General features: G+C 33.7%; 25 protein-coding genes. 12 read left to right on the forward strand and 13 right to left on the reverse strand.

Annotated features, from left to right (window positions below):
* Nucleotides 1-2: 2 nt before the first annotated feature.
* Nucleotides 3-1,301: a TolC family protein gene (locus tag CHHT_RS03395; protein WP_034962742.1), complete on the forward strand. Its 1,299-nt coding sequence runs from the start codon at nucleotides 3-5 to the stop codon at nucleotides 1,299-1,301.
* A 3-nt stretch (nucleotides 1,302-1,304) separates the two neighbouring features.
* On the forward strand, nucleotides 1,305-2,579 hold the full coding sequence (locus CHHT_RS03400) for a ComEC/Rec2 family competence protein (protein ID WP_034962744.1): 1,275 nt from the start codon (nucleotides 1,305-1,307) through the stop codon (nucleotides 2,577-2,579).
* Here the strand turns inward: CHHT_RS03400 and CHHT_RS03405 are convergent.
* The 3 genes from CHHT_RS03405 to CHHT_RS03415 form a co-directional block, all read right to left on the reverse strand.
* Complete coding sequence (locus CHHT_RS03405) at nucleotides 2,569-3,795, reverse strand: ArsS family sensor histidine kinase (RefSeq protein WP_034962746.1); 1,227 nt, start codon at nucleotides 3,793-3,795, stop codon at nucleotides 2,569-2,571. The genes CHHT_RS03400 and CHHT_RS03405 overlap by 11 nt on opposite strands.
* The gene (locus CHHT_RS03410) at nucleotides 3,792-4,466 is read right to left on the reverse strand and encodes a response regulator transcription factor (RefSeq protein WP_034962747.1); all 675 of its coding nucleotides are present in this window, start codon (nucleotides 4,464-4,466) and stop codon (nucleotides 3,792-3,794) included. Before CHHT_RS03410 ends, CHHT_RS03405 begins: the two co-directional genes overlap by 4 nt.
* Nucleotides 4,467-4,544: 78 nt before the next feature.
* Complete coding sequence (locus CHHT_RS03415) at nucleotides 4,545-5,960, reverse strand: Do family serine endopeptidase (RefSeq protein ID WP_034962749.1); 1,416 nt, start codon at nucleotides 5,958-5,960, stop codon at nucleotides 4,545-4,547.
* A gap of 163 nt (nucleotides 5,961-6,123) precedes the next feature.
* Between CHHT_RS03415 and CHHT_RS03420 the strand changes: the two genes are divergently transcribed.
* The 10 genes from CHHT_RS03420 (at nucleotide 6,124) to CHHT_RS03465 (ending at nucleotide 16,189) form a co-directional block, all read left to right on the forward strand.
* Nucleotides 6,124-6,987, forward strand: coding sequence for a DnaJ family protein (locus tag CHHT_RS03420; RefSeq protein ID WP_034962751.1), 864 nt, complete (start codon nucleotides 6,124-6,126; stop codon nucleotides 6,985-6,987).
* A 10-nt stretch (nucleotides 6,988-6,997) separates the two neighbouring features.
* Complete coding sequence (locus CHHT_RS03425) at nucleotides 6,998-7,369, forward strand: heat shock protein transcriptional repressor HspR (protein WP_034962753.1); 372 nt, start codon at nucleotides 6,998-7,000, stop codon at nucleotides 7,367-7,369.
* 5 nt (nucleotides 7,370-7,374) lie between these two features.
* On the forward strand, nucleotides 7,375-9,003 hold the full coding sequence (locus CHHT_RS03430) for a cation:proton antiporter (RefSeq protein WP_034962755.1): 1,629 nt from the start codon (nucleotides 7,375-7,377) through the stop codon (nucleotides 9,001-9,003).
* A 17-nt stretch (nucleotides 9,004-9,020) separates the two neighbouring features.
* Nucleotides 9,021-10,457, forward strand: a complete 1,437-nt coding sequence (locus tag CHHT_RS03435) for a potassium/proton antiporter (protein ID WP_034962756.1) — start codon at nucleotides 9,021-9,023, stop codon at nucleotides 10,455-10,457.
* A 61-nt stretch (nucleotides 10,458-10,518) separates the two neighbouring features.
* A complete protein-coding gene (locus tag CHHT_RS03440; protein ID WP_034962759.1) occupies nucleotides 10,519-11,280 on the forward strand; it encodes a TSUP family transporter in 762 nt (253 codons plus the stop codon).
* Between the two features lie 67 nt (nucleotides 11,281-11,347).
* A complete protein-coding gene (locus tag CHHT_RS03445; protein ID WP_034962761.1) occupies nucleotides 11,348-12,028 on the forward strand; it encodes a F0F1 ATP synthase subunit A in 681 nt (226 codons plus the stop codon).
* A gap of 194 nt (nucleotides 12,029-12,222) precedes the next feature.
* Nucleotides 12,223-12,759, forward strand: a complete 537-nt coding sequence (locus CHHT_RS03450) for a thiamine phosphate synthase (protein ID WP_034962764.1) — start codon at nucleotides 12,223-12,225, stop codon at nucleotides 12,757-12,759.
* Nucleotides 12,760-12,793: 34 nt separating this feature from the next.
* Nucleotides 12,794-14,236 (forward strand): Asp-tRNA(Asn)/Glu-tRNA(Gln) amidotransferase subunit GatB, encoded by a 1,443-nt coding sequence (gene gatB / locus CHHT_RS03455; RefSeq protein ID WP_370510339.1) that lies wholly within the window; start codon nucleotides 12,794-12,796, stop codon nucleotides 14,234-14,236.
* A 1-nt stretch (nucleotide 14,237) separates the two neighbouring features.
* Nucleotides 14,238-15,128 carry an NAD(P)H-dependent glycerol-3-phosphate dehydrogenase gene (locus CHHT_RS03460; protein ID WP_064019700.1) on the forward strand — a complete coding sequence of 297 codons (891 nt, stop codon included), beginning with the start codon at nucleotides 14,238-14,240 and terminating at the stop codon, nucleotides 15,126-15,128.
* Complete coding sequence (locus CHHT_RS03465) at nucleotides 15,125-16,189, forward strand: glycoside hydrolase family 3 N-terminal domain-containing protein (protein WP_034962768.1); 1,065 nt, start codon at nucleotides 15,125-15,127, stop codon at nucleotides 16,187-16,189. The genes CHHT_RS03460 and CHHT_RS03465 overlap by 4 nt, the downstream gene beginning before the upstream one ends.
* Here CHHT_RS03465 and CHHT_RS03470 read toward each other — a convergent pair.
* The 10 genes from CHHT_RS03470 to CHHT_RS03515 all read right to left on the reverse strand — a co-directional run bounded on the left by CHHT_RS03470 (nucleotide 16,184) and on the right by CHHT_RS03515 (nucleotide 24,303).
* A complete protein-coding gene (locus CHHT_RS03470; RefSeq protein WP_034962770.1) occupies nucleotides 16,184-16,615 on the reverse strand; it encodes a hypothetical protein in 432 nt (143 codons plus the stop codon). The two genes, CHHT_RS03465 and CHHT_RS03470, sit on opposite strands and share 6 nt — an antisense overlap.
* Nucleotides 16,612-17,481, reverse strand: a complete 870-nt coding sequence (gene rarD / locus CHHT_RS03475) for an EamA family transporter RarD (RefSeq protein ID WP_034962772.1) — start codon at nucleotides 17,479-17,481, stop codon at nucleotides 16,612-16,614. Before rarD ends, CHHT_RS03470 begins: the two co-directional genes overlap by 4 nt.
* On the reverse strand, nucleotides 17,474-18,226 hold the full coding sequence (locus CHHT_RS03480; RefSeq protein ID WP_034962775.1) for an amino acid ABC transporter ATP-binding protein: 753 nt from the start codon (nucleotides 18,224-18,226) through the stop codon (nucleotides 17,474-17,476). The genes rarD and CHHT_RS03480 overlap by 8 nt, the downstream gene beginning before the upstream one ends.
* A 7-nt stretch (nucleotides 18,227-18,233) precedes the next feature.
* Nucleotides 18,234-18,896, reverse strand: coding sequence for an amino acid ABC transporter permease (locus CHHT_RS03485; RefSeq protein WP_034962777.1), 663 nt, complete (start codon nucleotides 18,894-18,896; stop codon nucleotides 18,234-18,236).
* On the reverse strand, nucleotides 18,889-19,647 hold the full coding sequence (locus CHHT_RS03490) for a transporter substrate-binding domain-containing protein (RefSeq protein ID WP_034962779.1): 759 nt from the start codon (nucleotides 19,645-19,647) through the stop codon (nucleotides 18,889-18,891). Before CHHT_RS03490 ends, CHHT_RS03485 begins: the two co-directional genes overlap by 8 nt.
* A 126-nt stretch (nucleotides 19,648-19,773) precedes the next feature.
* On the reverse strand, nucleotides 19,774-20,316 hold the full coding sequence (pgsA, locus tag CHHT_RS03495) for a CDP-diacylglycerol--glycerol-3-phosphate 3-phosphatidyltransferase (protein ID WP_034962781.1): 543 nt from the start codon (nucleotides 20,314-20,316) through the stop codon (nucleotides 19,774-19,776).
* Nucleotides 20,313-21,101, reverse strand: a complete 789-nt coding sequence (locus CHHT_RS03500) for an enoyl-ACP reductase (RefSeq protein ID WP_034962783.1) — start codon at nucleotides 21,099-21,101, stop codon at nucleotides 20,313-20,315. The genes pgsA and CHHT_RS03500 overlap by 4 nt, the downstream gene beginning before the upstream one ends.
* On the reverse strand, nucleotides 21,101-21,997 hold the full coding sequence (gene dapA, locus CHHT_RS03505) for a 4-hydroxy-tetrahydrodipicolinate synthase (protein ID WP_034962785.1): 897 nt from the start codon (nucleotides 21,995-21,997) through the stop codon (nucleotides 21,101-21,103). The genes CHHT_RS03500 and dapA overlap by 1 nt, the downstream gene beginning before the upstream one ends.
* Nucleotides 21,994-23,244, reverse strand: a complete 1,251-nt coding sequence (locus tag CHHT_RS03510; protein WP_034962787.1) for a M16 family metallopeptidase — start codon at nucleotides 23,242-23,244, stop codon at nucleotides 21,994-21,996. Before CHHT_RS03510 ends, dapA begins: the two co-directional genes overlap by 4 nt.
* A complete protein-coding gene (locus CHHT_RS03515; protein ID WP_034962789.1) occupies nucleotides 23,245-24,303 on the reverse strand; it encodes a quinone-dependent dihydroorotate dehydrogenase in 1,059 nt (352 codons plus the stop codon).
* Nucleotides 24,304-24,325 lie beyond the last annotated feature (22 nt).

A 24,325-nucleotide genomic window follows, 5' to 3' on the forward strand; every position in this document is an offset into this window, starting at 1 on the left:
ATTTGAAAAATATAATATACATTTTTATAGGACTTTTGTTTGTCGGTTGTGCTTCAAAAAACATAGATTATAAAGTCAAAGAAGTGAGTTTTTATACTCCGACTTGGTATCTGGATTTTAATCAAACAGTGCTAAATAGACTGATAGATACTGCTTTAAAAAATAATGAAGATATAAATATCGCAGTTCTTAGTTTAAGACAAGCTATGCTAAAAGCAGGTGTTGCTAAAGCTGATTTTTTTCCAACTCCTAGCGCAAATGCAAAAGCAAGCACGTCAAGAGATATAAGCAAAGATAACGACTGGAAAAATGGTTTTTCGAGCGATTTTTCGCTTAGTTATGAGCTAGATATCTACGGCAAGATCTTTGACAATTTTGAGAGTTTAAGCTGGGATGCGGCTAGTAGTAATCTAAATTTAGCAAATTTAAAGCTGACTATCATAAATTCTATCACCGATACGTATTTTAATATACTTTACATAAACGACGCTATAAGAAATCTTAAGCAAAATTTGGTAAATTTAAATGAGCTAGATAGACTTGTCATCACGAAATACGAACTCGGTAAAGAGGAAATTTTGAGCGTTAGGCAGAGTAAACAAAATCTTTTAGATCTACAAAATAGCCTTCTAACTCAGCAAAAGAATTTGCAAACAAGCTATGAAGTCCTAAAGAATTTAACTAGAAGCGATATAAGCTTAGATGATCTTAGTTTAAGTGGTGTAGAGTTAAGAGATATAAGTCTTGATATCAAATTTGACACTTTGAAAAATCGTCCAGATATAAATGAAGCGATATCGTCTTTAAACGCCGGTTTTTACTCATACAAAGTTGCTCAAAAAGATCTATATCCTAGTATAAATATAGGAGCTAGCTTAAGCGATAGCGATGATAAATTTAGCGATAGTTTTGGATTTAATATAATAGGTGGAAATTTAAGTATAAAGCTACCATTTTTAGACTATGCAAGACTTAGTAAGCAAGTAAAAATCTCTGAAGCCGAGTTTGAAAAGCGAGTTTTGACTTATGAAAAAACGTTATCAAATGCGACAAATGAAGTCATAAAATACAAACTATACTATGATATCGACAAACAAAGCTATGAGAATTTGCTTTCTATAGTAGAGCAAAGAGTGATGATAGTAGGTATCTATGAGTCAAAATACGCGCTTGGAAAAGCTCAGTTAAAAGATCTTTTAGAAGCTAAAAATTTACTTATAAGTGCACAAAAATCACTGTTAAATCAAAAATATAGATTATTAAACGACGAGATAGGTTACTACAAAGCCATAGCGTGGTGATAAATGAAAGCAAAAACACAAATTCTAGCATTTGTTATGTTTTGTGTTTTTGCTTTTTTATGTAATGTCTGTTATGAATTTTTTAAATTCAGACAATTTACGCAAAAATCACATCAATTTTTAAACGTTAAAGTAGAGCAAAGCTATACAAAAGAGGGTAAAAATGCTAAGACGTATAATGTTTTAAGATTAAACGCTGGAGAGTTTAGCTTTTACACTACTTTAAAAGGTAGTCAGATAGATATCGCAGATAAAAAGTATCTAAAAGTCGGCGTTCTAACTAAGAATTTGGATTTTGTAAATTACATAAAGCATACGTTTTATCTTCCAAATTTCAAAATCGCGCCTATAGATAAAGAGCCGAATTTAAAAGATAAATTAGTAGATTTTATAGCGTATCAGCACGAAATTCCAAAGCTAAAAGAGCTTTATTCTGCTCTATTTTTTGCAACTGCTATAAGTAAAGAGCTTAGGACAAATGTCACTAACTGGGGTGTGGCTCATATCATCTCTATTAGTGGATTTCATTTGGGATTACTTTTTGGATTTTTGTTTTTTATGTTAAAACCTCTGTATAAAATAGCTCAAAACAACCATTTTCCATATAGAAATGCAAATTTCGATATAACTTTTGCTATTTTGGTATTGATGTTTGGCTATCTTTGGTTGCTTGATTTTACGCCTAGTTTTTTACGTTCGCTTATTATGGCTTGTATCTGCTTTATTTTACTTAGCTTTGGACTTAAAGTTTTTAATTTTACGAATTTATTTCTTACTATAGTTATTGCTCTTAGTTTTAGTCCGTCTTTGATTTTTTCTATTGGATTTTATTTTTCTTGTTTGGGAGTATTTTTTATATTTTTATATATTCATCATTTTGGCGATAAAAAAGATCTTACAAGTAAAACAAAAATAGCTCTGCACGCTCTTTATTTGGAGATATTCGTATTTAGCGCTATGAACATTCCTGTTTATTATTTTTTTAGCTCTGCTAGTTTTTATCAGCTTAGCGTTATACCTTTAGGATATATTTTCGTTGTTTTTTATCCTGTGAGTATAATTTTGCATATTTTTGGATATGGAGGCTTACTAGACGAATATATGCTTAGTTTTTTAAATTTAGCTTATGAACAGACTAAAATAGAGGTGCCGACTTGGCTTTTTATATGTTTTAACGTCTCTTTGTTATTTTCTATTAAATTTAAAAAACTTGCTTTGCTAGTAGCGTTTGTCGGTATGGCTTTGTTTATGATCCCTTTAACGCTAGCTAGCTTTTGAGATTCGTAAATTTAAAAATATTTAGACTATTTTTATACTCATATTCTAGTTTAAATCCATGAGATCTTAGTATGTTATCTACTATATAAAGTCCTAATCCAAAGCTTTTTTTAGCATTGCTTCCTTGCGTAAATGGCTCTGTATAGTATTCAAGATTTTGCTCTAATTTGTCTGCGTTTGTGATGAATTTGACTGAGTCTTCATTTACGGTGATGATGATATGCTTGTCGTTTGAGTATTTTATACCGTTATCTATCATATTTTTAAAAGCTACACTCATAAGCTTAAAGTCTGCGTTTATATTTAGATCATTGATCACGTTTATGGTTACAAGCTCTTTTTCTATCATCGCTAGATCTATGGCTTCGTCGATTATATCTATGACTTTGCAAGGTTTTGCGTTTTCTACTTCCAGTCTTGAAGTCGCTCTTTCGACTGCTGCGAATTCGTTTATCAGACTTTCTAATCTTTCAAAAACGTTTATTAGTCTTTCTTGATTTTTATTTTTTTCTATCATTTCGGCTGCGATTCTGCCTTTTGTGATAGGAGTTTTGAGTTCGTGCATTATGTTTCTAAGAAATAGCTGACGTGAATGGTTGAGTGATTTTATCTGGCCGACTGCGTTGTAAAATGCGTCTGCTACTTCTGAAATTTCATCATTTCCGGTACTAACGTTTTTGATATCTAAATTTCCTGTTGCAAATTTATCTATCTGTCTTTTTAGTTTTCTAAGCGGTTTTATCTTGCGTATGATAAATACGTACGTCATAAGCAGTATAAAAAATACCAAACCAAATATAAATTTGATGATATCGTACCGATAAGGCTGATAATCTTTATCTTCTAAAAGTAAAGTAGTGCCTTTATGAACTATCTTTAAATAATGCCTTTTTTGATATAGCAAAATAGCGCTGGAGCCTATATCTGCGGTTATTTCCTCTATTGTAGTTGAACCGTTTAAGATAGCGTCTTTTATGTCTTTGTCCTCTATGCGAGGCATATTTAAATTTTGTGTTTGCTGTAGGTATTCTTCTTTATTTATGAGATCATTCATATGTAAAAGAGTCGCTCTAGCTACTACAGAATACTTTGTGTTTAGCTCTCTTGTGTAGTTTTGTTTGTCATAGTCCATAAGCCAAAGAAAAGCTAAAAATATACTTGTAGTTGCAATGATAAATATAAGAGTTATCGTATAAAATATGGAAGAAAATTTCATTGAACTAGCTTATATCCGACACCGCGTATAGCATGTATGTATTTTGGATCTTTGGGGTTTTCTCCTAGTTTTGTCCTGATGCGTCCTATGATGACGTCTATGCTTTTGTTTGTGCTTTCTTCATTTATAGAGTTGCAGTTATAGATGAGCTCTTCTCTGCTTATAGCTCCACCTTCTTTTTTGATGAGGTATCTTAGTATGTCGTACTCAGCGACTGTTAAATTTAAAGGTGTATCTTTTAGCGTTATAGTATGTTTAAAATCATCACAGACTAGATCTTTTTTTTGTAAGTTTTGCTCAGCTTGCGTTATGTTTTGTCTTCTTAGATGGCTTTTTATACGTGCTAATAACTCACCTGGATTATATGGTTTTGGTAGATAATCGTCCGCTCCTAGCTCAAAAGCATTTACCTTATCGCTTAGATCGTGTCTTGCGCTTGAGATGATGATAGGAATATTGTGTTTTTTTCTTATCTCTTTGCATACTTCTAGTCCGTCCATTCCAGGCAGACTCAGATCAAGTATGACAAGATCGAATTTATTTGTATTTAACGTAGAAAGTCCAAGATAAGGATCGTCGTTTGTCGTGATTTTTATATCAAATTGTTCTAAGTACTCTGTTAGTATCTCGGCTAGTTCTAGATCATCTTCTATCATCAAGATATTTATCATTTAAAACCTTTTTTATTTTTTGTAATTATAACAAAAAAAGAGTTATAGGATAGCCCATAAGGGCTATAGCTTTTGGGATTATTTCAAGACTAGTCCCATCAAAACACCTTTTCTGTTGATCCAAATCATAAGCTTACTGTTTTGATTTTTACTTGATTTTATCTCTTTTATATAATCATCAACACTATTTATGATCTTTTGATTTATCTGAACGATGATATCTCCTGGCTCAAAACCAGCGATCGAAGCACTTGAGTCTTCTTTAACATCGGTTATAAGTACGCCTTTTATATCGCCTGGAATTTGGTTTTTATATCTAACTTCATCAGTGATATTTTGCAAGCTTAGACCGTTGTCAAAGTATGTATCTTTTTTAGATATATCTCCTGATTCCATATTTATGAGTTTTAAATTTACCGTTGAGATTTGGTTTGCTCTTTCGTAAGTTATCGAAATAGTTTTATTTGGTGATAGTGATCCTACTAGATTTTTAAGATCATTTGCATTTTTTATATCTTGATTATCTACTTTGATGATCAGATCACCCCTTTTTAGTCCTGCTAATTCTGCTGGTTTATCTTTTTCGACATTTGTTATAAGAGCGCCTTCTTTGTTTTTATATAATTCTTTTTGATCATCTGTTAAATTTGAGATCATAACTCCTATATATCCACGCGTGATCTTTCCATCGGTTATTAATTTTTGCGCTATTGTTTTTACCATATTTGATGGGATCGCAAAGCCTATACCGTTGTTTCCGCCGCTTCTACTAAGAATGGCAGAGTTTATGCCTACAAGCGCTCCTCTACTATCTACTAAAGCTCCTCCGCTATTGCCTGGATTTATACTAGCATCGGTTTGGATAAAGTCTTCATACTGATTTAATCCGATATTATCTTTATTTAGTCCAGAAATAATACCGCTTGTTATACTTCCTCCTACTCCAAATGGATTTCCTATAGCAAATACAAGGTCTCCTTCAAGAAGTTTTGAGCTATCAGCAAAACTGATAGCTTGGAAATTCTTTGCATCTACTTTTACTATGGCAAGGTCTGTTTTTGGATCTACTCCGATGATCTTGGCCTTATACTCTTTTGAGCTGTCTAATAGCGTGACTATGATCTCATCGGCGTCTTCTACAACGTGATAATTTGTAACTATATATCCATCGCTTGATATAATAACACCAGAACCTAAAGAGCTTGTTTTTTGACTTTTTTCTTTTGGTATATTAAAACGAAATCCGAAAAATTCTTGGAAAAAAGGGTCGTCCATCAGGCTATTTATATTATGCTTTACTTTTACGGTTTTTGAAGTAGATATATTTACTACTGATTTTTTGGCTTTTACTATGGAGCTATGATACGATAAAACAGTGTTTTGATCGCTGCTTGGATTTACTCTTGTGTAGTTTTGGCTAGCATCGCTAAAACTGATATTTGCCGCCATAAGGCTTGAGGCTGCAATGATAGAAATAATGGTTAGTTTTTTCATACGATATCCTTATTTAAATTTTTTGTAATTATAATATTTGGCTATAAATGCAAATTTAATATTTTTTTCTCAAATGTAAATAAAAAAATAGCTTAAAGTTGATTGACATACACTAAAGTATTATGCTATAATCAGTATAAAAAAATATAAGTGAGGTAATATTATGAGCAATAGCTTATATGAAACACTCGGAGTTGATAAAAACGCAAGTAGTGATGAAATAAAAAAAGCATATAGAAAATTAGCTAGAAAATATCACCCAGATATCAATAAAGATCCGGGTGCGGAAGATAAATTTAAAGAGATAAACGCAGCCTATGAGATACTAAGCGATGATGAGAAACGCACTCAGTACGATACCTATGGCGACAATATGTTTGGTGGGCAAAGCTTCCATGATTTTGCAAATGCTCAAGGCGGAGCAGATATCAATGATATCTTAAGAAATATTTTTGGTGGAGGCGGAGGTTTTGGTGGATTTAGCGGTGGTTTTAGTAGTCGCGGTTTTGGTGGATTTAGTGATGGATTTGAGCCAAATTTAGATATAAATACAAAGATCACTATACCATTTAGCGCTGCTGTAAATGGCGGAGAGTATACTATAAATATATCTGGAGAAAGCGTAAAGATCAAAATTCCCGCTGGAGTAAATAGTGGTGAAAAGCTAAGAATTCGCTCAAAAGGAAAAAGCCTAAATGGAAGAAGAGGAGACGCTATTTTAAATTTAGAAGTTAGCGGGGATGATACTTATAAAAGAGATGGCGACGACTTGTATAAAACCGTAGATGTTCCTCTAAAAACTGCGCTTTTTGGTGGTAAAATAGAAGTTTCTACCTTTAAAAAAGACGTAAGTATAAAAATATCCCCTAATACAAAAAACGGTCAAAAGATAAGACTTAAAGGATATGGCGTACAAAATAGAAAAAGTGGAATTTACGGAGATATGTATCTAAGCGTAAATGTGATCCTTCCAAATGTTGATATGTTGGATAAAGATCTTGCTAAAATGATGCAAGATAGATTATAAAAGGTAGATTATGAAAAGTTATGAAGAGCCGGTTTATTTGATAAGTGTTGTTGCTAAAGTTTTAAGTATTCATCCTCAAACATTAAGGCAGTACGAGAGAGAAGGTCTTGTAGAGCCTTCTCGTACCGGCGGTAAAATGAGATTGTATAGTGAAAAAGATCTTGATAGGATAAAAATGATCCTTAGGCTTACTAGGGATTTGGGCGTAAATTTGGCCGGAGTAGATGTCATACTTAGGCTAAAAGAACAGATAGAAGAGTATGAAAGCACTATAGACGAACTAAAACTAAGTATGGAACAAATGAGTAAAAATGACACTAAAAGATCTCTAGTGAAACGAAAAAATAGCTACGATTTGATATTTTTAAATGACAAAAAGTAGATGATATGGATGGTTTTTTAGAGTTATTTTTAGTAGCTACGGCGTGCGCTGTTGTTTTAAATGTCGTATTCAAACGCTATGAGATGCCTACCATAATAGGCTATATTATCACCGGAATTTTTATAGCAAAAATATTTGGACTTACATATGATACTAAGATAACGCATATTGCTGAGTTTGGTATAGTATTTTTGATGTTTACTATAGGGCTTGAGTTTAGTTTTAAGCATCTTATGACTATGAAAATAGATGTTTTTTTAAATGGACTACTTCAAGTTTTTATCACGGGAACTATATTTTCTATATTTTTACAATATACGTTTGACATAGGACAAAAGACTGCCATAATCATAGGTTTTGCGTTGTCTCTTAGCTCCACAGCTATAGTTTTAAAGACGCTAAATGATAATGGCGATATAACTCAAATTTATGGTAGAAAAGCTCTTGGGATACTTCTTTTTCAAGATATAGCAGTTATTCCTCTTTTGCTTATGATAGATATATTTAGCTCAAAAGCTAGCTCTGTTGATGATCTTGTCATCACTACTTTGACTAGTGCTGCTATCCTTCTTGTACTGCTTTATTTTATAGGAAAATATATTTTTAATATGGTCTTATACTTTGTCGTAAAGACAAACTCACAAGAGATCTTTATAACGACTATATTATTTACAGTTATCGGAGCTAGTTTTTTAGCTCATTATTTTGGTTTTAGTTATTCTTTGGGTGCGTTTATAGCCGGTATGCTTATAGCAGAAACCCAGTATAAACATCAGATAGAAGCCGATCTTATACCTTTTAGAGATCTTCTTCTTGGATTTTTCTTTATTACTGTTGGAATGCAGATAGATTTTGGGATAATTCTCAAAAATTTATTTGTAGTGGTAATGCTATTGCTAAACGTGATGATAGTAAAGATCATAGTTGTTTATGGTATTTTACTTATACGATTTAAAAAAAGAGTCGCTATAAAAACTGCTCTTAGTGTATGTCAGATAGGTGAGTTTGCTTTAGCTATATTTGCTCTTTTAAATTCAAACAATATGCTCGACATAGAAACGACTCAGGTCTTAACGGCGGTCGTTGTTTTATCTATGATAATCACTCCGTTTATATTAAAAAATATAGGAAAAATAGCCGATCAGCTAGAAACTACAGAAGATACTCCAGAGCCGCAAAAGATAAAAATCGATCCTTTGAGCGAACATTTTATAGTTTGTGGTTATGGAAGGCTTGGACAAGAAGTAGTAAATAGACTAAAACAGCAAGGTCTTCCGTATCTTGTTTTAGAAAGCGATCTTAGTTTAGTTCAGCTAGGTAGAAGCCGCAATGAAAATGTCTTTTACGGAAATGCAACTCAAAAAGTTACGTTAGAACAAGCCTTTATACAAACTTGCGCTGCTGTTATCATAACAGTAAGCAATGAGCAAAAACTAGAAATGATAGCAAATGCGATAAAAAATATAGGATATAATGTAAATACTGTCATAAGATTTACCGGCGTGGAAGAGAAAAAATTATATTCAAATTTCGGACAGAATTTCCACTTGATAAGGGAAGAAAGAGCAGTAGCTAGAGTCTTGATACATGAAGCTCTTCAATGCAGACTAGATAATAACGACGATAATATTTAAATTTAAAAGGATATTCTATGGATCAAACACTCATGCTTTTTGGAATACTATTTTTACTTAGCATTATATTTAGTAAGATTTCAGATAAGTATGGCGTCCCTGTTCTTTTAATGTTTCTAGCCATAGGAATGCTAGCTGGAAGCGATGGAATATTTGGACTTGAGTTTGATAATGCCAAAATAGCAGGAGACGTGGGAACTATAGCTCTTGTTTATATACTCTTTGCGGGTGGATTTAACACCGGATTTAAAGAGCTTCAACCAGTACTTAAAACAGGCATCGTTCTTTCTACTTTAGGAGTAGTTATTTCGGCTGTTGTTACTGGTATTTTTGCTTATTATATTATGAACTTTAGCATATTAGAATCCTTGCTTTTTGGAGCTATCATTAGCTCTACTGACGCTGCTGCTGTGTTTGCTATAATGAAAACTACGAAATTAAAAAATAATCTATCATATTTGCTTGAATTTGAAAGCGGTAGCAATGACCCAGCGGCTATATTTTTGACGGTGACTATTTTGGGACTTGTAACTGCAACCGCGCTTCCAGATACATTTACGCTTATAAAAGATTTTAGTCTTGAGTTCATCTTTGGAGGACTTATGGGGTACGCTTTTGGCTCTATGATCCCTAGTTTGATGAATAAAATAAAGCTTGGATACTGGGGATTGTATCCGGTTTTGCTGATTTCTATAGTAGCAATTTTGTTTGGTTTAACTGAAAAAATAGGCGGAAACGGTTATATAGCCGTTTATGTAGCAGGAATATTTGCAAATAAAAGAGAGTTTTTGTATAAGAAAAATTTAGTTGGATTTTTCGAAGGTATTGCTTGGATGATGCAGATATTTATATTCCTTACTTTAGGACTTTTGGTATTTCCAAGTGAACTCCCAAAAGTAGCGTTTTTAAGTTTTATGATGGCAGTTGTTATAATGTTTATCGCTAGACCTATAAGCGTATTTATATCTACTATGTTTTCAAAATATACCAATAAAGAAAAGCTATTTATATCTTGGGTTGGGCTTCGTGGCGTAGTTCCTATCATACTTGCTACTTATCCGCTCTCTGCTGGAGTCCAAAACGCTCAGATCATATTTAATACAGTATTTTTCATAGCTATCATATCTGTTCTTGCTCAAGGTATTACTTTAAATAAAGTTGCGAAATATTTCGGTGTTATCGACGAAAAGAAAAAGTTTATAGGTGCTATGACAAGCGTTCCTATACGTTATAGCGGTATAAGACAGTTTTGCATCGGTCAAGATTCAAAGATTATCGGTAAAAATTTGAGCGAGCTTGAGTTGCCTGATTATTTTTTGATACTTTTATCTAAAAGAAATGATGAATACATAAAAGTAAGCGGTTCGTTTGAATTTAGGGAAAACGACTTGCTTTTGATACTTTGCGAGGATGAACAAAAATATCAAAAAACCCTAGAAGTTTATGAATTTTGATTTTTATCATAATGTCAGCTTATCTGATGTAAAATCGGCAATTTAAATTTAAAGGCTGGTTATGGAATTTGAGCTTTGGCATTATGGATTACTGTTTTTTGTAGCATTTTTTAGCGGTTTTGTTGATGCTGTCGCAGGAGGAGGCGGACTTATCACGGTTCCAGCTCTTTTATCTGTGGGTCTGCCTGAGCATATTGCACTTGCCACAAATAAACTACAAAGCACATTTGGAAGTTTTACAGCTACTGTAAATTTTAGTCTAAAAGGGTTGATAGATTATAAAGAGCTTTTTGCAGGTATAATTTTTACTTTTATAGGCGCTGTTTTAGGTACTACTTTTGTGCTAGTCATAGACGCAAAAATACTTAGTTATCTTATACCGGTGTTTTTGGTTTTGATTTTTGTTTATACTATTTTGAGTCCAAAGATCGGCGAAGAAGATAGAGCTGCAAAACTAAGTCCTAAGGTCTTTTATATAGCTTTTGGCTTAATACTTGGATTTTACGATGGATTTTTTGGACCAGGAACTGGATCTTTTTGGATGTTTGCTATGGTTGCTTTACTAGGAATACATATGAAAAAAGCCGTCGCTCATACGAAGGCCTTAAACTTTATATCAAATGTTGTTTCTCTGGGCGTTTTTATAGCTGGTGGACAGATACTTTGGATACTAGGTACAGTTATGGGTTTTGGGCAAGTTTTAGGGGCGTATTTTGGTTCAAAAATGGTTATTAAAAAAGAGGTTAAATTTATAAGAACTATATTTTTGATAGTCGTTGCTTGCACTATCTTAAAGCTTGTTTATGATTTGTTATTTAAGTAGATAATTTTACTTAGATTTAATCTAATTAAGGGTATAATCGCAAGAAAATTTCAAACAAGGTTGTTTAATGAAAGAACTCTTTTTGTTTTCAAATATGATTGTAGATAGCCACGCATTTACATATCTTTTTCATCTTATTTTAGTAGCTATCATTGTTTTGATCGTCGCAAAATTAGCTACAAGATCTATGCAACTAGTTCCAAGAGGCACTCAAAATTTACTAGAAGCTTATCTTGAGGGTATAGTATCTATGGGACGTGATGTTATGGGTAATGATGAGCTTGCTAGAAAATATCTTCCACTTGTTGCTACGATAGGTCTTATCGTTCTTACAAGTAATGTTATAGGTATCATTCCTGGATTTGAAGCACCTAGCTCAAGTCTAAATTTAACTCTTTGTTTGGCACTCTGCGTATTTTTATATTATAATTTTGAGGGTATCAGAACCCAAGGAGTTATCAAATATTTCACTCATTTTATGGGACCAAATAAAATTCTAGCTCCACTTATGTTTCCTATAGAGATAGTTTCTCATTTATCACGTATCGTTTCATTGTCATTTCGTCTTTTTGGAAATATCAAGGGTGATGATTTGTTTTTGATGGTTGTTCTAAGCCTTGCTCCATGGGTAGCTCCGCTTCCTGCATTTGCTTTGCTTACATTTATGGCTCTTTTACAAACGTTTATATTTATGATTCTTACTTATGTTTATCTTGCTGGTGCTGTTGTAGTCAGTGAAGAACACTAAGAGTTTGATATCTTTTGTTAGATATCTGCTTCATTTTATGATAGGCGCATCTTGGGCGATCACCGTCCTTGGTGCTGTTTTTGTGAGTTTTAAATTTTATTTTGTAGCTTCGTGGATCACTTTTTTGATTGGAGCTTCCATAGGGCTTTTTTTACTTCTTCTTTTTTATACCATTCTTTATATTTTTGAGTTAAATGTTAAGTTACGCAATAACAGATCCTAAGCTATATCCAAATTTAAAAGATAGTTTTTTTAAATTTAAAAGACTTAAAACAGCTGATTTTATACTTTTTAGAGATAAAATTTATAACGATTATGCGAAAAAAGCTGAAATTTTTATGAGTTTAAAACCAAATTTTAAGGCTAAATTTATAATACATAATGATATAAACCTAGCATTAAATTTAAACGCCGACGGTATCCATTTTAGCTCAAATTTGATAGTAAATTTAAAAAATGTTCCACAGAATTTAATCAAATTCGCCAGTACGCACAATGAAAAAGAGATAGAAGACGCTATAAAATTCGGCGCTGATTTTATAACTTTTAGCCCTATATTTTCTACTCCAAACAAAGGCGAACCAGTCGGTATAGAAACCCTAAGAAAAATTGTTTTAAATTCATCAATTAAAGTATTTGGACTTGGCGGTATAGTCACTAAAGAGCATATAAAAATGGTGGAGTTGACAAAAGCCACTGGATTTGCATCTATCAGATATTTTGCTAATTAAAAATTCAATAAATTTATGATAAAATCACACAAATATAGATAATAAAAAAGGTAATTTTATGTTCGAAACTGTTATAGGTTTAGAGGTGCATTGCCAACTAAACACGAAAACAAAGATATTTTGCGGTTGTAGCACTAGCTTTGGCGATGAACCAAACACTCACGTATGCCCGACTTGTCTAGCACTTCCTGGAGCGCTTCCAGTGCTAAATAAAGAGGCCGTAAAAAAAGCTATTAGCTTTGGTAGAGCCATAAACGCGACTGTAAATAAAAAAAGCGTATTTGATAGAAAAAACTATTTCTATCCAGATCTTCCAAAAGCATATCAAATTTCACAATTTACCATTCCTATCGTTGAAAAAGGTGAACTTTTCATAAAAGTAGGTGGTGAAACAAAAAGAATAGGCGTAACAAGAGCGCACCTTGAAGAAGACGCTGGTAAAAATAACCACGAAGCAAATAAAAGCCTAGTAGATCTAAACCGCGCAGGAACTCCTCTTCTTGAGATAGTAAGCGAACCAGATCTTAGAAGCAGTGACGAAGCAGTGGCGTATCTCAAAAAACTTCATAGTATACTTAGGTTTTTAAATATCAGCGACGCAAATATGCAAGAGGGCTCATTCCGCTGCGATGTAAATGTCAGCATACGCCCAAAAGGCGATGAAAAGCTTTATACAAGAGTAGAGATAAAAAACCTAAATTCATTTAAATTTATTCAAAAAGCTATAGAATACGAAGTAGAGCGTCAAATAGCGGCCTGGGAAGATGGCAAATACGACGAAGAAGTTTATCAAGAAACAAGGCTTTTTGATACAAATAAGCTTGTTACAAAGTCAATGAGAAGTAAAGAAGATAGCGCAGAGTATCGTTATTTCCCAGATCCTGACTTGCTTCCTGTTATAATACCTGATGAGATGATGGAAGAAGCTAGTGTGCTTCCTGAACTTCCTGATGAGAAAAAAGCTAGATATGTCCGTGAGCTTGACATAAAAGAGAGTGATGCTGAAGTCATCATAAGTAGTTATGAAATGGCTAGATATTTTGAAGATCTCATAGAAGCAAAAAACTCACCAAAACTTGCCGTTACTTGGCTTTGCGTGGAGCTTTTAGGACGTCTTAAAAACGGGGTTACTATAGAAACAAGCCCTGTTAATAGCAAAAAACTTTCAAATTTAATAAGTCTTATAGAAGATGGAACTATCAGTCAAAAAGCTGCAAAAGACGTGCTTGATTATGTTATGGAACACGATGAAGATGTTGGTAGTGTTATAGAAAAACTTGGTCTTAAGCAAGTTAGCGATGACTCGGCGATCTTAGCTATCATTGATAGCGTTTTAGATACAAATAGAGATAAAGTGGTTGAGTTTAAAAGCGGAAAAGATAAACTTTTTGGATTTTTTGTGGGTCAGGTTATGAAAGAAGGAAAAGGCGCATTTAACCCGAGTAAGGTAAATGATCTGCTAAAATCAAAGTTGTAATATGAAAATAGCAATAATAGGAGCTGGAAAATGGGGAGAAGCGCTATTTAACGCTCTAAGTCAGAACAATGAGTGTGTCATAAGCTCAAGAACTAAGCGGAATATTTCAAATTTTGTTAGTATAGAAGATGCTTTTGAGTATGAGTATATCGTATTTGCGTTAGCTACTCAAAAGATCAGAGAGTTTCTAAGCTTACATTTTAAAGATAGAGATCAGAAGTTTCTTATTGCTTCAAAAGGCATAGAAACTAGTAGTGGTAAATTTATAGACGAGATATTTGGCGAATTTGCATCGCCTTTGAATTTAGCGTTTTTGAGCGGTCCGAGTTTTGCTAGTGAGGTAAAACAGAAGTTGCCGTGTGCTTTGGTGATCAGCAGTCATAATGAAAATTTGGCAAAAACTTGGGCGGGTGTGTTTCCAAATTTTATCAAAACATATATAAGTGGCGATGTCATAGGTAGTGAAATTTGTGGAGCGTACAAAAATGTTATCGCGATCGCGAGCGGAATCTGCGATGGCTTGAGCCTAGGAAATAATGCAAGAGCGAGTTTGATCTCACGTGGACTTGTAGAGATAACCAGATTTGGTTCGTATTTTGGTGCTAAAAATGAGACGTTTTTAGGGCTTAGTGGGGCAGGAGATCTGTTTTTGACTGCTTCAAGTGAACTTTCAAGAAACTATAGAGTAGGGCTTGGGCTCGCAAAAGGAATGCCTCTTGATGAAATTCTAAAAGAGCTTGGAGAGGTCGCAGAGGGCGTGCCTACAGCTATGGCTATAACTAAAATCTCTAAGCAAAATTCTATCTACACTCCTATAGCAAATGAAGTTTGTGCTATGCTTGAGGGTAAAAACGTAAAAGAGTCATTGCGTGATTTGTTGAGAAAAAAATGAAGAAAATAATACTATTCTTTGCTGGTATTTGCTTATTATTTGGTGCTTCAAAAGATGAAGCTGAGCTAAAAAAAATGATCGGTCAAATGGTTATGGTGGGATTTAGCCACTCAAGTGCAAATGATAGCTGGACTGATCAGCTAGTACTTGACGCAAACCTTGGTCGGATAGGCGGGGTTATGCTTCTTTCTAGAAATATTAGCACCAAAAACGAACTTATCAAACTTACGAAAAAACTATCTTCGTCAAAAGCAAAGCACAAGCTTCTTATAGCGATTGATGAGGAGGGTGGGAAAATCAGTAGATTTATAAATAAAGATGGTTTTAAACATTTCCCATCAGCTTATGAAGTCGGTAGCAAGATGAATTTAAAAGAAGCAAACGCTATATATAAGGATATGGCAGATCAGCTAAAAAGTCTTGGTATAAATATGAACTTCGCCCCAGTAGTTGATGTTTATAATCCAAACTCATCTATAATAGGGCAAAAAGATAGAGCGTTTAGTAAAAATCCAGATGAAGTTATAGCATACAGTAGTGAGTTTATAAAAGCTTTTGATAAGGCAAACGTAAAAACCGTATTAAAGCATTTTCCAGGTCACGGAAATGCTATAAAAGACACTCATAAAGAAAAAACCGTTGTAGACAACTATGATTTTGAGGAATTAAAACCGTATTTTGAACTGATAAAGCGAGATGAGGCTGACTTCGTGATGGTAGCTCACGTATATGTACCAAAGCTAGATGATAAAAATCCGGCGGTTTTGTCAAAACATATAGTAAGTGATATCTTAAAAGATCGTTTTAAATTTAAAGGTGCGGTTATAAGTGATGATCTTCTTATGAAAGGTCTTGGCGAGCTTAGTATAGAACAAAAAGTAATAAAAGCGATAAATGCCGGAGTAGATATTGTCTTGGTTAGTGAATATTTTTTAAATAACTCAAATTCTATAAAGATAGTAAATGACGCAATACTAAATGCACTAAATAAAGGAAAGATAAGCAAAGAGCGTATAAAAGATGCTTATACAAGGATACTTAGATCAAAAAAAGGTTTATGAACTTAGCTTGTCAAACTCAGCTTTTAGATCTTCTTTTATCTTTTGGCTTATAGCTTCTGCATCTTTTAAATTCGAGATTACAAAGTCATCTACTTTGCTTAAAAAGCCAAATAGTTTTTCTTCCCAAATTTGCTTATTTCTATTTGTGTTCATAGTTTGTATGAATACCAGTTCTTTACTAAAATTTGCGATATTTTCTAGTAACTTGTCTTTATCTGAAATATCATTTATTTCGCCATTTTGAACTAATTCTTTGAGCCATGATAATTTTTGGTCTATAGCATTACAAAAGTCCGCGTAATAAGAAAAATCAGGATTTAGCTCCTCATTGTCTATTTTTTGCGTTACTTTTCCTAATTGTTGTTTTATAACTGCTCCTACGATAAGAACCGCTATAAGCATAAGTATAATGTCGCCTTGATTCATCTTTTTCTCCATATTCCATTTAAGCCGGCTAATGCCAGACTGATCCAAATAAGCATAAAACTTACTAGCTTGTAGTTATCAAGCGTTTCGTTATATAAAAAAACAGCAATCAAAAGGCTTAAAGTGGGGCTGATATATTGCAAAAAACCGATAGTTGATAGCCTTAAGTATTTTGTTGATGCATTAAATGTAAGCAATGGTAGTATAGTTACTATACCGCTTAAAAATAATAAAAGACCAGTTGCGCTAAAATCAAAATCACTTTTGTGATTAGATCCAAGATATGTCAAATATATCAGCGCTATCGGAAATAAAAGTAAGGTTTCTATAAATAATCCCTCAAAACTAGGAATGCTGACTTTTTTTCTAAGAAGTCCGTAAAATGCAAATGATAATGGCAAAATAAGAGATATAAAAGGTAGCGATCTAAGAGCGTAAATTTGAATGCAAATAGCGCAAAATACGATGAGAAGTGATATTTTTAATGCCAAATTTAGTTTTTCTTTTAATATTATAGCGCCAAGAAGTATGGATATAAGTGGATTTATGAAGTATCCAAGACTTGTTTCTATTATCTTATTTTGTTCTACGGCATATATAAATACACCCCAGTTTATAGCTATCAAAATCCCGGTTGCAAGTAGTAGAAGTGCTACTTTTTTTATGCGAAGCAGTCTTTTTACGTTTGATAATTTATGAATGCACTTTAAAAATAAAAATAGAAACAGAGCCGACCAAACTATCCTGTGAGCTAGTATTTCAGTAGGGCTAACGCTTCCAAGTAGTTTAAAATATACTGGAAATACACCCCACATAGCAAATGTAGATATACCAAAAAATAGTCCGGTTCGCGTTTTTTTATCCATCTTGATTTGCTATATTGCCTATAAATTTGAGAATTCTTCTGTTTTTTTGATTTGAGAAAAAATCATCTGGGTTTTCTATAGTGAGTATCTCGCCACTTTCTAAAAACATGATTTTACTAGCGACATTTTTTGCAAAACTAAGCTCGTGAGTTACTAGTATCATAGTTTGTTTTTCTTTAGCAAGAAGCTTTAGTGTATTTAAGACCTCTCCTACAAGCTCTTTATCTAGTGCGCTAGTTGGCTCATCAAGTAGTAAAATATCTGGTTTTAAAGCGACTGCCCTTATGATGGCTACTCGCTGCTGCTGTCCTCCGCTCAAAGAACTCGGATATAAGTTTATCTTATCTTCCAATCCTACTTTTTTAAGAAGTTCTAAAGCTAAATTTGCAGCTTCAAATTTATTCATTTTTTGAACTTGAATAAGACCTTCGGTTACATTTTCAAGAGCTGTTTTATGCGGAAAAAGATTGAAGGATTGAAATACCATACCCATTTTTCTGCGTAGTTTTAGCGTATCTGATCTGCTTATATGCTTGCTAAAATCGAGCTCTAAAGACTTATCGCAAAAGCTGATAATACCGCTATCTGGATTTTCTAGTAAATTTAAACATCTCAGCAGCGTAGTTTTGCCACTTCCGCTTGGACCTATTATGGCTAGGACGTCTCCTTTATCCACATGAAAATTTATATTTTTTAAAATTTGGTTTTCTTTTATTGATTTGTTTAAATTTGTTATATTTAGCATATTTCACCTATAAATGTTTACTGAATTTGATCTCAAGTTTTGTTTGTAAATAGCTTAAAAATATACATATTACCCAGTATATAAGCGCAGCCTCTGAGTATGTTAGCAAAAATTCGTAATTTTGACTAGCTATGGTTTGAGCCTCTCTAAATAGCTCGGTTACTAGTACGACTGAGGCTAATGAGCTATCTTTTACAAGAGCGATAAATGTATTTGATAGTGTTGGAAGTGCGATTTTAAACGCTTGAGGAGAGATGATCCTTATAAAGGTGTTTAAATGACTCATTCCTATGCTCCAGCCAGCTTCCCATTGGCTTTTAGGTACAGCTAAAATACTAGCTCTGATCGTCTCGCTTGCATAAGCTCCGATATTTAAACTAAAGGCGATAACGGAACTTATAAAAGGATTTAGTGTGACACCGATGTTTGGAAGACCATAAAATATGATAAATAGCTGAACTAAAAGAGGAGTGCCTCTAATGATAGATATGTAAAATCTACATACTATCTGTGATATTTGGATAATGAAGCTTTTCCCGGTATTTATACGGATCATAGCTACAATTACTGCGATAGATATACCGACAAAAAATGAGATAAGACTCAAAGGGATCGTATAAAAGACAGCCCCTTTGAGCATAGGAATAAATGACTCTAAGAGGTTATTCACTTACATCAACCCCAAAATATCGTTCGGAGATCTTTTTAAGTGTACCGTCTTTTTTCATACTTTCAAGAGCTAAGTTTATCTTATCTCTAGCATCTGTTAGCTCTTTTTTAAATAAAAATACGCTTCTAGTTCCATCTCCTGTTGTAAAAGCAATCTTAACGTTTTTATCATTTGTAGTTTTTAAGTAGTTTAAAATAGCAAGCTTGTCGTTCATGGTTCCATCTGCTCTTCCTTGGCTTACTGCTTTTAACGCCGGAGCTAGGTTGTCTACTAAAACGATTTGTGCGCCATTTGCGACTGCAGTATCGTAATATGCGCTTCCTATGGCTTGAGCTATTTTAGTACCATTTATATCTTTTAGCTCTTTGATATTTTCATTATCACTTCTGATAGCTACAGCCGCACTAGTAACTATATAAGGTATGCTAAGCGTATAAAGTTCAGCTCTTTTTGGATTGTTATCGCTGATCTGATTTGCTATCATATCAAAGCGACCGCTATTTAGCCCAGAAAATATAGCATCCCAGTTTGTTTCGAAAAACTCAGGTTTAAAACCAGCTCTTATCGCAGCTTCAGTGATGACATCTACGTCATAGCCTATTAGCTTTCCAGTTGTATCGTGGTATGTAAATGGAGCGTATGTGCCTTCGGTTCCTATTCTTAAAACTGTTTTATTATTGTCTTTTGTATCTGCGCTTTGGCATCCTGCAAAGATAAAAAGTGCAAATATCAAACCTAATATCTTTTTCATAACTATCCTTTAAATTTTTTCGTAATCATATCCAAAACGACTGAATATGTCAAGAATAAGTAGTATATATTTTATAAGTAAGATATATCGATATTTCTAAGTTATTTATTTAATAATATAGTTTTTTTATATTCTTTTATTTTTTATGTATGCTAGTATGTATTCTAAACCAGAGTAAAGAGTAAGTGCTACTGCTATCCACAGCAGTATATTTCCTCCCCACCATTGCATGATCAAAAATCCTATGGCTATCATTTGAAATATTGTTTTGACTTTTCCAGCTATAGATGCACTCACGTCGATATTTTCGCTAGCCATAACTACTCTAAAGCCTGTTATAAAAAACTCACGGATAAGTATAAGATAGATAGCCCATGCATTTGCACGGTCTATCATCATAAGACCTAAAAAAGCTGCCAAAGTTAGCATTTTATCGGCTAATGGATCTATTATGGCGCCTAATTTTGTTTTTTGATTCCAATTTCTAGCGATATATCCATCAAAAAAATCAGTAATGCTTGCCACTACGAAAATAAGAGCACAAAAATAGTTCAGCCAGCTTATAAGTGCTGTATTTGTTTTATTTTCTAACTCTAAAAGTAGAAAAAAAAGCAAAGGAGCAAGCAATATACGGATAAATGCTAATGAATTTGGAAGATTTAAACTCATTTGAATGTTGTACCGCCATCGATTATAAAGGTATGCCCTGTTACCCAGCTAGCTTTTGAACTACATAAAAATAGGCATGCTCCTGCAAGATCTGTTGGTTGTCCCATACGTCCTAGCGGGCTCAAGGCAGCTGTTGCGTTCCTGACTTCTTCATAGTTTGTGAAAGCTCTTAAAGCGTCTGTTTCTATAGGTCCACCGCTTACTACATTTACACGGATATTTTTATCTCCGAGCTCTGTTGCAGCGTATCTTGCCATAGCTTCTACGGCTGCTTTTGCGGTTCCATGACCGCTATAGTGTTCTATATAGACTAAATTTCCTGTCGAACTAAGGCTTATAACGCTTCCGCCGCCGACTTTTTCCATCCTTTTTGCCGCTTCTTGAGTTCCACAGACAAAAGCATTTACTGTTGCGGTAAAGATATTGTTGATACCACGAGGTTTTAATTTCATAAATTTAGTATATCCGCCTGCTACTGCACGACCTGAGATTATGGCGTTTGATATGAAAAAATCAACTCTATCAAAATCCTCATCTATTTGTAAAAATAGCTCTTTATAGCTTTCAGGTTCTAGTATATTTAAAGCGTAAGCTATAGCTTTGATACCAAATTTATTTTCAAGCTCTCTTGCTTGCTCTTCAGCCATTTCTTTATTTGAATTATACGTAAATGCTATATTTGCTCCAGCATTAGCAAATTCCAAAACTATAGCTCTGCCAATTCCCCTTGTTCCACCGCTTATTACTAGGGTTTTACCTTTAAACTCGTCATTATAACAACTCATTAAAATCCTTTTATATCATAACTTTTCATAATTTCTTCAATCTTTTTTAGATTAGCTGTGCTTGGGTTGCAAAGCGGAAGCCTGTACTCTAAAGTATCTATAAGACCAGCTATAAACATAGCGGCTTTTATAGGTATAGGATTACTTTCGCAAAACATTATTTTATTTATATTATAAAGCTTATCGTTTATCTCTTTTGCTTTTAAAAACTCATTATCAAGTGCGTAGTGAGTAAGTGCTGCAGTTTGATCTGGAAGTAGGTTTGAAGTAACTGATATGACGCCTTTTCCACCATTGCTTAAGATCGGATAGTTTATCGCATCTTCACCACTTAAAACATAAAGTTTAGGCTCGTGAGCTAGTAGATCAACGCATCTATCTATGCTTCCGCTCGCTTCTTTAACTCCATAAATATTTTCGCAGTCGTTAAATAGCTTTATGACCGTCTCTGGAAGTATATCGCACCCTGTGCGACCAGGAACATTGTATAGTAATACTGGAATATCAACTGAATTTGCTATAGCTTTATAGTGTAGATACAAGCCTTCTTGCGTAGGTTTGTTATAATACGGTGCTACTGAGAGTACGCCATCAGCTCCGTGATCTTGTGCAAATTTAGCAAGTCCGATCGCCTCATGAGTCGCGTTGCTACCAGCTCCTGCTAGAACTTTTACATTTGTGTTTTTGCAAGTATTTACGGCTATTTCGATGCAAACTCTGTGTTCATCATGAGTAAGAGTAGCGCTTTCTCCGGTAGTTCCTACTGGAACCACTGCATCTACGCCGTATTTTATCTGTCTTTTTATAAGTTTTTCATATCTTGCTTCGTCTAATTTTCCATTTTTAAATGGCGTTATGAGAGCTGTCATAGCTCCAAAAATGGCTGCTTTGCTCATTTTAAACCTTTCTTGAGTATTATTGTTGTTAAATTTTTGCTTACGAAATATCTATTTGCGATGTCTTTGATACTTTGTGAACTTAAAATTTCTGAAGCATTTTCAAGCTCGTAAAGCGGCTCTATGTCGCCTCTTGCTATGTAGCTACCGTATAAATTTGCTAGTTTGCTTGCGCTGGTTAGAGAATATACAAGATCCGATCTAAGTGAGTTTTTTATCTTAAATAACTCATCATCGCCTATTAGTTCTTGTTTTGTTTGCTCTATCAAATTTAAAAGCTCAATTTCAACTTTACTAGCGTCTATTTCAGGGTTGCAAACTGCTAGAAATACAAATAATCCCTCGTCTTTACAATCTATAGGATAGGCATAAATTTGATTTACCAAATTTAGCTCGTCCATAAGTTTTTTTTGTAAAATAGAGCTTTTTCCACTACTTAAATAATTGCTAAGAGCGCCAAGCTCTATTTGATCTTTATGATTAAAAGGTGGTATCTTATAAGCAAGACCTAGCATCTCTACATCGCTATCTTTATGTAAGATCACTTTTTTTTCGCCATTTTGATCTGGTTCTTTAAAGTAAAAATTTGGAATATCTTTTCTGTTTTTTATCTTAGAAAAATGTTTTATACCGTATTCAAAAGCCGTTTTTTCATCACAATCCCCAGTTATCATCAAAAAAGCATTTTTTGGCTGATAATAAGTCTGCCAAAACGCTTTTATATCTTCAATGTTCCAGTTTTCTATATCTCTAAAAAAGCCGATTGGAGTCCAGTGGTACGGATGATATATAAAGGCATTATTAAATAGCCTAAAATACATAAGCCCGATAGGATTATTATCGGTTCTCCATCTTCTCTCTTCTAATACAACGTCTCGTTCTGTTTGAAACTCGTCGTCTTTTAAAGCCAAATTTTCCATAATATCTGCGTAAAGTTCAAGACTTTTATCTAAATTTGCATTTGAACATTTTATAAAATAATGTGTATAGTCAAATCCTGTGCTTGCGTTATTTACGCCACCAAAGCCCTTTACTATCTCATCAAATTCCCCAGCTTTTCTAGTTTTGGTGGATTTAAAATTTAAATGTTCTAGCATATGAGCTATACCGCTTTTTCCCATAGTTTCATTGCGACTACCGACTTTATAAAATAGGTCTATGCTTATAACATTTGAACCCAAGTTGAGAGGAGTGTGATATATCTCAAACTCATTTTCTAAAGTAATCTTTTTAAATTTAGGTAACATCTATTTTCCTACGTTTATGCCGACTGCTTGAGTTATATTTGTAAATCCATCTTTTGATAGAAGTTCGCTGAGTTCTGAGCCCATCTTTTTGCAGATCATAGGTCCTTCAAAAATAAAACTTGTATAAATTTGGACTAAATTTGCCCCCATTTTTATACGTTCGTACGCATCTTCACTACTGCTTATACCGCCGCAACTGATAAGAGTTATTTTGCCAAAAAGCTCGTCTGCGACTGCTTTAAACAACTCCTTGCTTTTTTGAGTGATCAAAGCTCCGCTTATACCGCCGAAGTTTTTTGCATTTTGACTTAGAGTATAATCCACGCTGGTATTATTTATGATAATAGCATCAGCACCAAAGCTAAGTGCGTTTTGGCATAGTTCTATTGCTTTCTTAGCTTCCATATCAGGAGCTATTTTTAGTATTATAGGTAAATTTGTTAGAGGTTTTAACGTGCTAAAAAGTTCTTTTATAAAGCTATTTTCTTGAAGAGCGCGCAGGTTTGGAGTATTTGGTGAGCTAATATTTAACACAAAAGCATCGCAAAGTCCGTTAAATTCTCTAACTAAAAATTCATAATCTTTTAGCGCTTCATCGTTTGGCGTAATTTTATTTTTACCTATATTTGCAAATAATGGCAAAGCAAACGGATATAGTTTTTGCGCTCTATCTTTTATCTTCTGGCTACCGTCGTTATTAAATCCCATTGCATTTTGTATGCTTTTTTCTTCTATAAGTCTAAAAAGTCTCGGTTTTGGATTTCCGTTTTGAGGTTTTGGAGTGAGTGTTCCATACTCCAAAAAACCAAATCCAAAGCAAGAGAGTGGTTTTGCCATAGTTAAATTTTTATCAAATCCGCCAGCAAGTCCTATCGGATTTAGAAAATTCGTTCCAAGTATATTTTGAGATAATTTTGTGTCTATATAACAAAATTTATCTACTAAAATATCTGCCGCAAAAGGCAAATTTATAACGCTTCTCATACCGTATTCGGCTATTTTGTGAGCGGTTTCAGGCTGAAATTTAAAAAATATTTTTTTTATATCATTATAATCCATAATCATCCTTATAAAGTGAGCA

The organism is Campylobacter hyointestinalis subsp. hyointestinalis (genome assembly GCF_013372145.1).
Lineage (GTDB): Bacteria > Campylobacterota > Campylobacteria > Campylobacterales > Campylobacteraceae > Campylobacter > Campylobacter hyointestinalis.

Bases quoted from the DNA above. Each gene is read 5' to 3' on its own strand.
- CHHT_RS03400 (WP_034962744.1), top strand. From the start codon at position 1,305: ATGAAAGCAAAAACACAAATTCTAGCATTTGTTATGTTTTGTGTTTTT.
- CHHT_RS03445 (WP_034962761.1), top strand. From the start codon at position 11,348: ATGAAAGAACTCTTTTTGTTTTCAAATATGATTGTAGATAGCCACGCA.
- CHHT_RS03420 (WP_034962751.1), top strand. From the start codon at position 6,124: ATGAGCAATAGCTTATATGAAACACTCGGAGTTGATAAAAACGCAAGT.
- CHHT_RS03510 (WP_034962787.1), bottom strand. From the start codon at position 23,244: ATGTTACCTAAATTTAAAAAGATTACTTTAGAAAATGAGTTTGAGATA.
- dapA (WP_034962785.1), bottom strand. From the start codon at position 21,997: ATGAGCAAAGCAGCCATTTTTGGAGCTATGACAGCTCTCATAACGCCA.
- CHHT_RS03490 (WP_034962779.1), bottom strand. From the start codon at position 19,647: ATGAAAAAGATATTAGGTTTGATATTTGCACTTTTTATCTTTGCAGGA.
- CHHT_RS03410 (WP_034962747.1), bottom strand. From the start codon at position 4,466: ATGATAAATATCTTGATGATAGAAGATGATCTAGAACTAGCCGAGATA.
- CHHT_RS03480 (WP_034962775.1), bottom strand. From the start codon at position 18,226: ATGCTAAATATAACAAATTTAAACAAATCAATAAAAGAAAACCAAATT.
- CHHT_RS03440 (WP_034962759.1), top strand. From the start codon at position 10,519: ATGGAATTTGAGCTTTGGCATTATGGATTACTGTTTTTTGTAGCATTT.
- CHHT_RS03500 (WP_034962783.1), bottom strand. From the start codon at position 21,101: ATGAGTTGTTATAATGACGAGTTTAAAGGTAAAACCCTAGTAATAAGC.
- CHHT_RS03460 (WP_064019700.1), top strand. From the start codon at position 14,238: ATGAAAATAGCAATAATAGGAGCTGGAAAATGGGGAGAAGCGCTATTT.
- CHHT_RS03425 (WP_034962753.1), top strand. From the start codon at position 6,998: ATGAAAAGTTATGAAGAGCCGGTTTATTTGATAAGTGTTGTTGCTAAA.
- CHHT_RS03435 (WP_034962756.1), top strand. From the start codon at position 9,021: ATGGATCAAACACTCATGCTTTTTGGAATACTATTTTTACTTAGCATT.
- CHHT_RS03450 (WP_034962764.1), top strand. From the start codon at position 12,223: ATGTTAAGTTACGCAATAACAGATCCTAAGCTATATCCAAATTTAAAA.
- CHHT_RS03415 (WP_034962749.1), bottom strand. From the start codon at position 5,960: ATGAAAAAACTAACCATTATTTCTATCATTGCAGCCTCAAGCCTTATG.
- CHHT_RS03405 (WP_034962746.1), bottom strand. From the start codon at position 3,795: ATGAAATTTTCTTCCATATTTTATACGATAACTCTTATATTTATCATT.
- pgsA (WP_034962781.1), bottom strand. From the start codon at position 20,316: ATGAGTTTAAATCTTCCAAATTCATTAGCATTTATCCGTATATTGCTT.
- CHHT_RS03430 (WP_034962755.1), top strand. From the start codon at position 7,375: ATGGATGGTTTTTTAGAGTTATTTTTAGTAGCTACGGCGTGCGCTGTT.
- CHHT_RS03515 (WP_034962789.1), bottom strand. From the start codon at position 24,303: ATGGATTATAATGATATAAAAAAAATATTTTTTAAATTTCAGCCTGAA.
- rarD (WP_034962772.1), bottom strand. From the start codon at position 17,481: ATGGATAAAAAAACGCGAACCGGACTATTTTTTGGTATATCTACATTT.
- CHHT_RS03470 (WP_034962770.1), bottom strand. From the start codon at position 16,615: ATGAATCAAGGCGACATTATACTTATGCTTATAGCGGTTCTTATCGTA.
- CHHT_RS03465 (WP_034962768.1), top strand. From the start codon at position 15,125: ATGAAGAAAATAATACTATTCTTTGCTGGTATTTGCTTATTATTTGGT.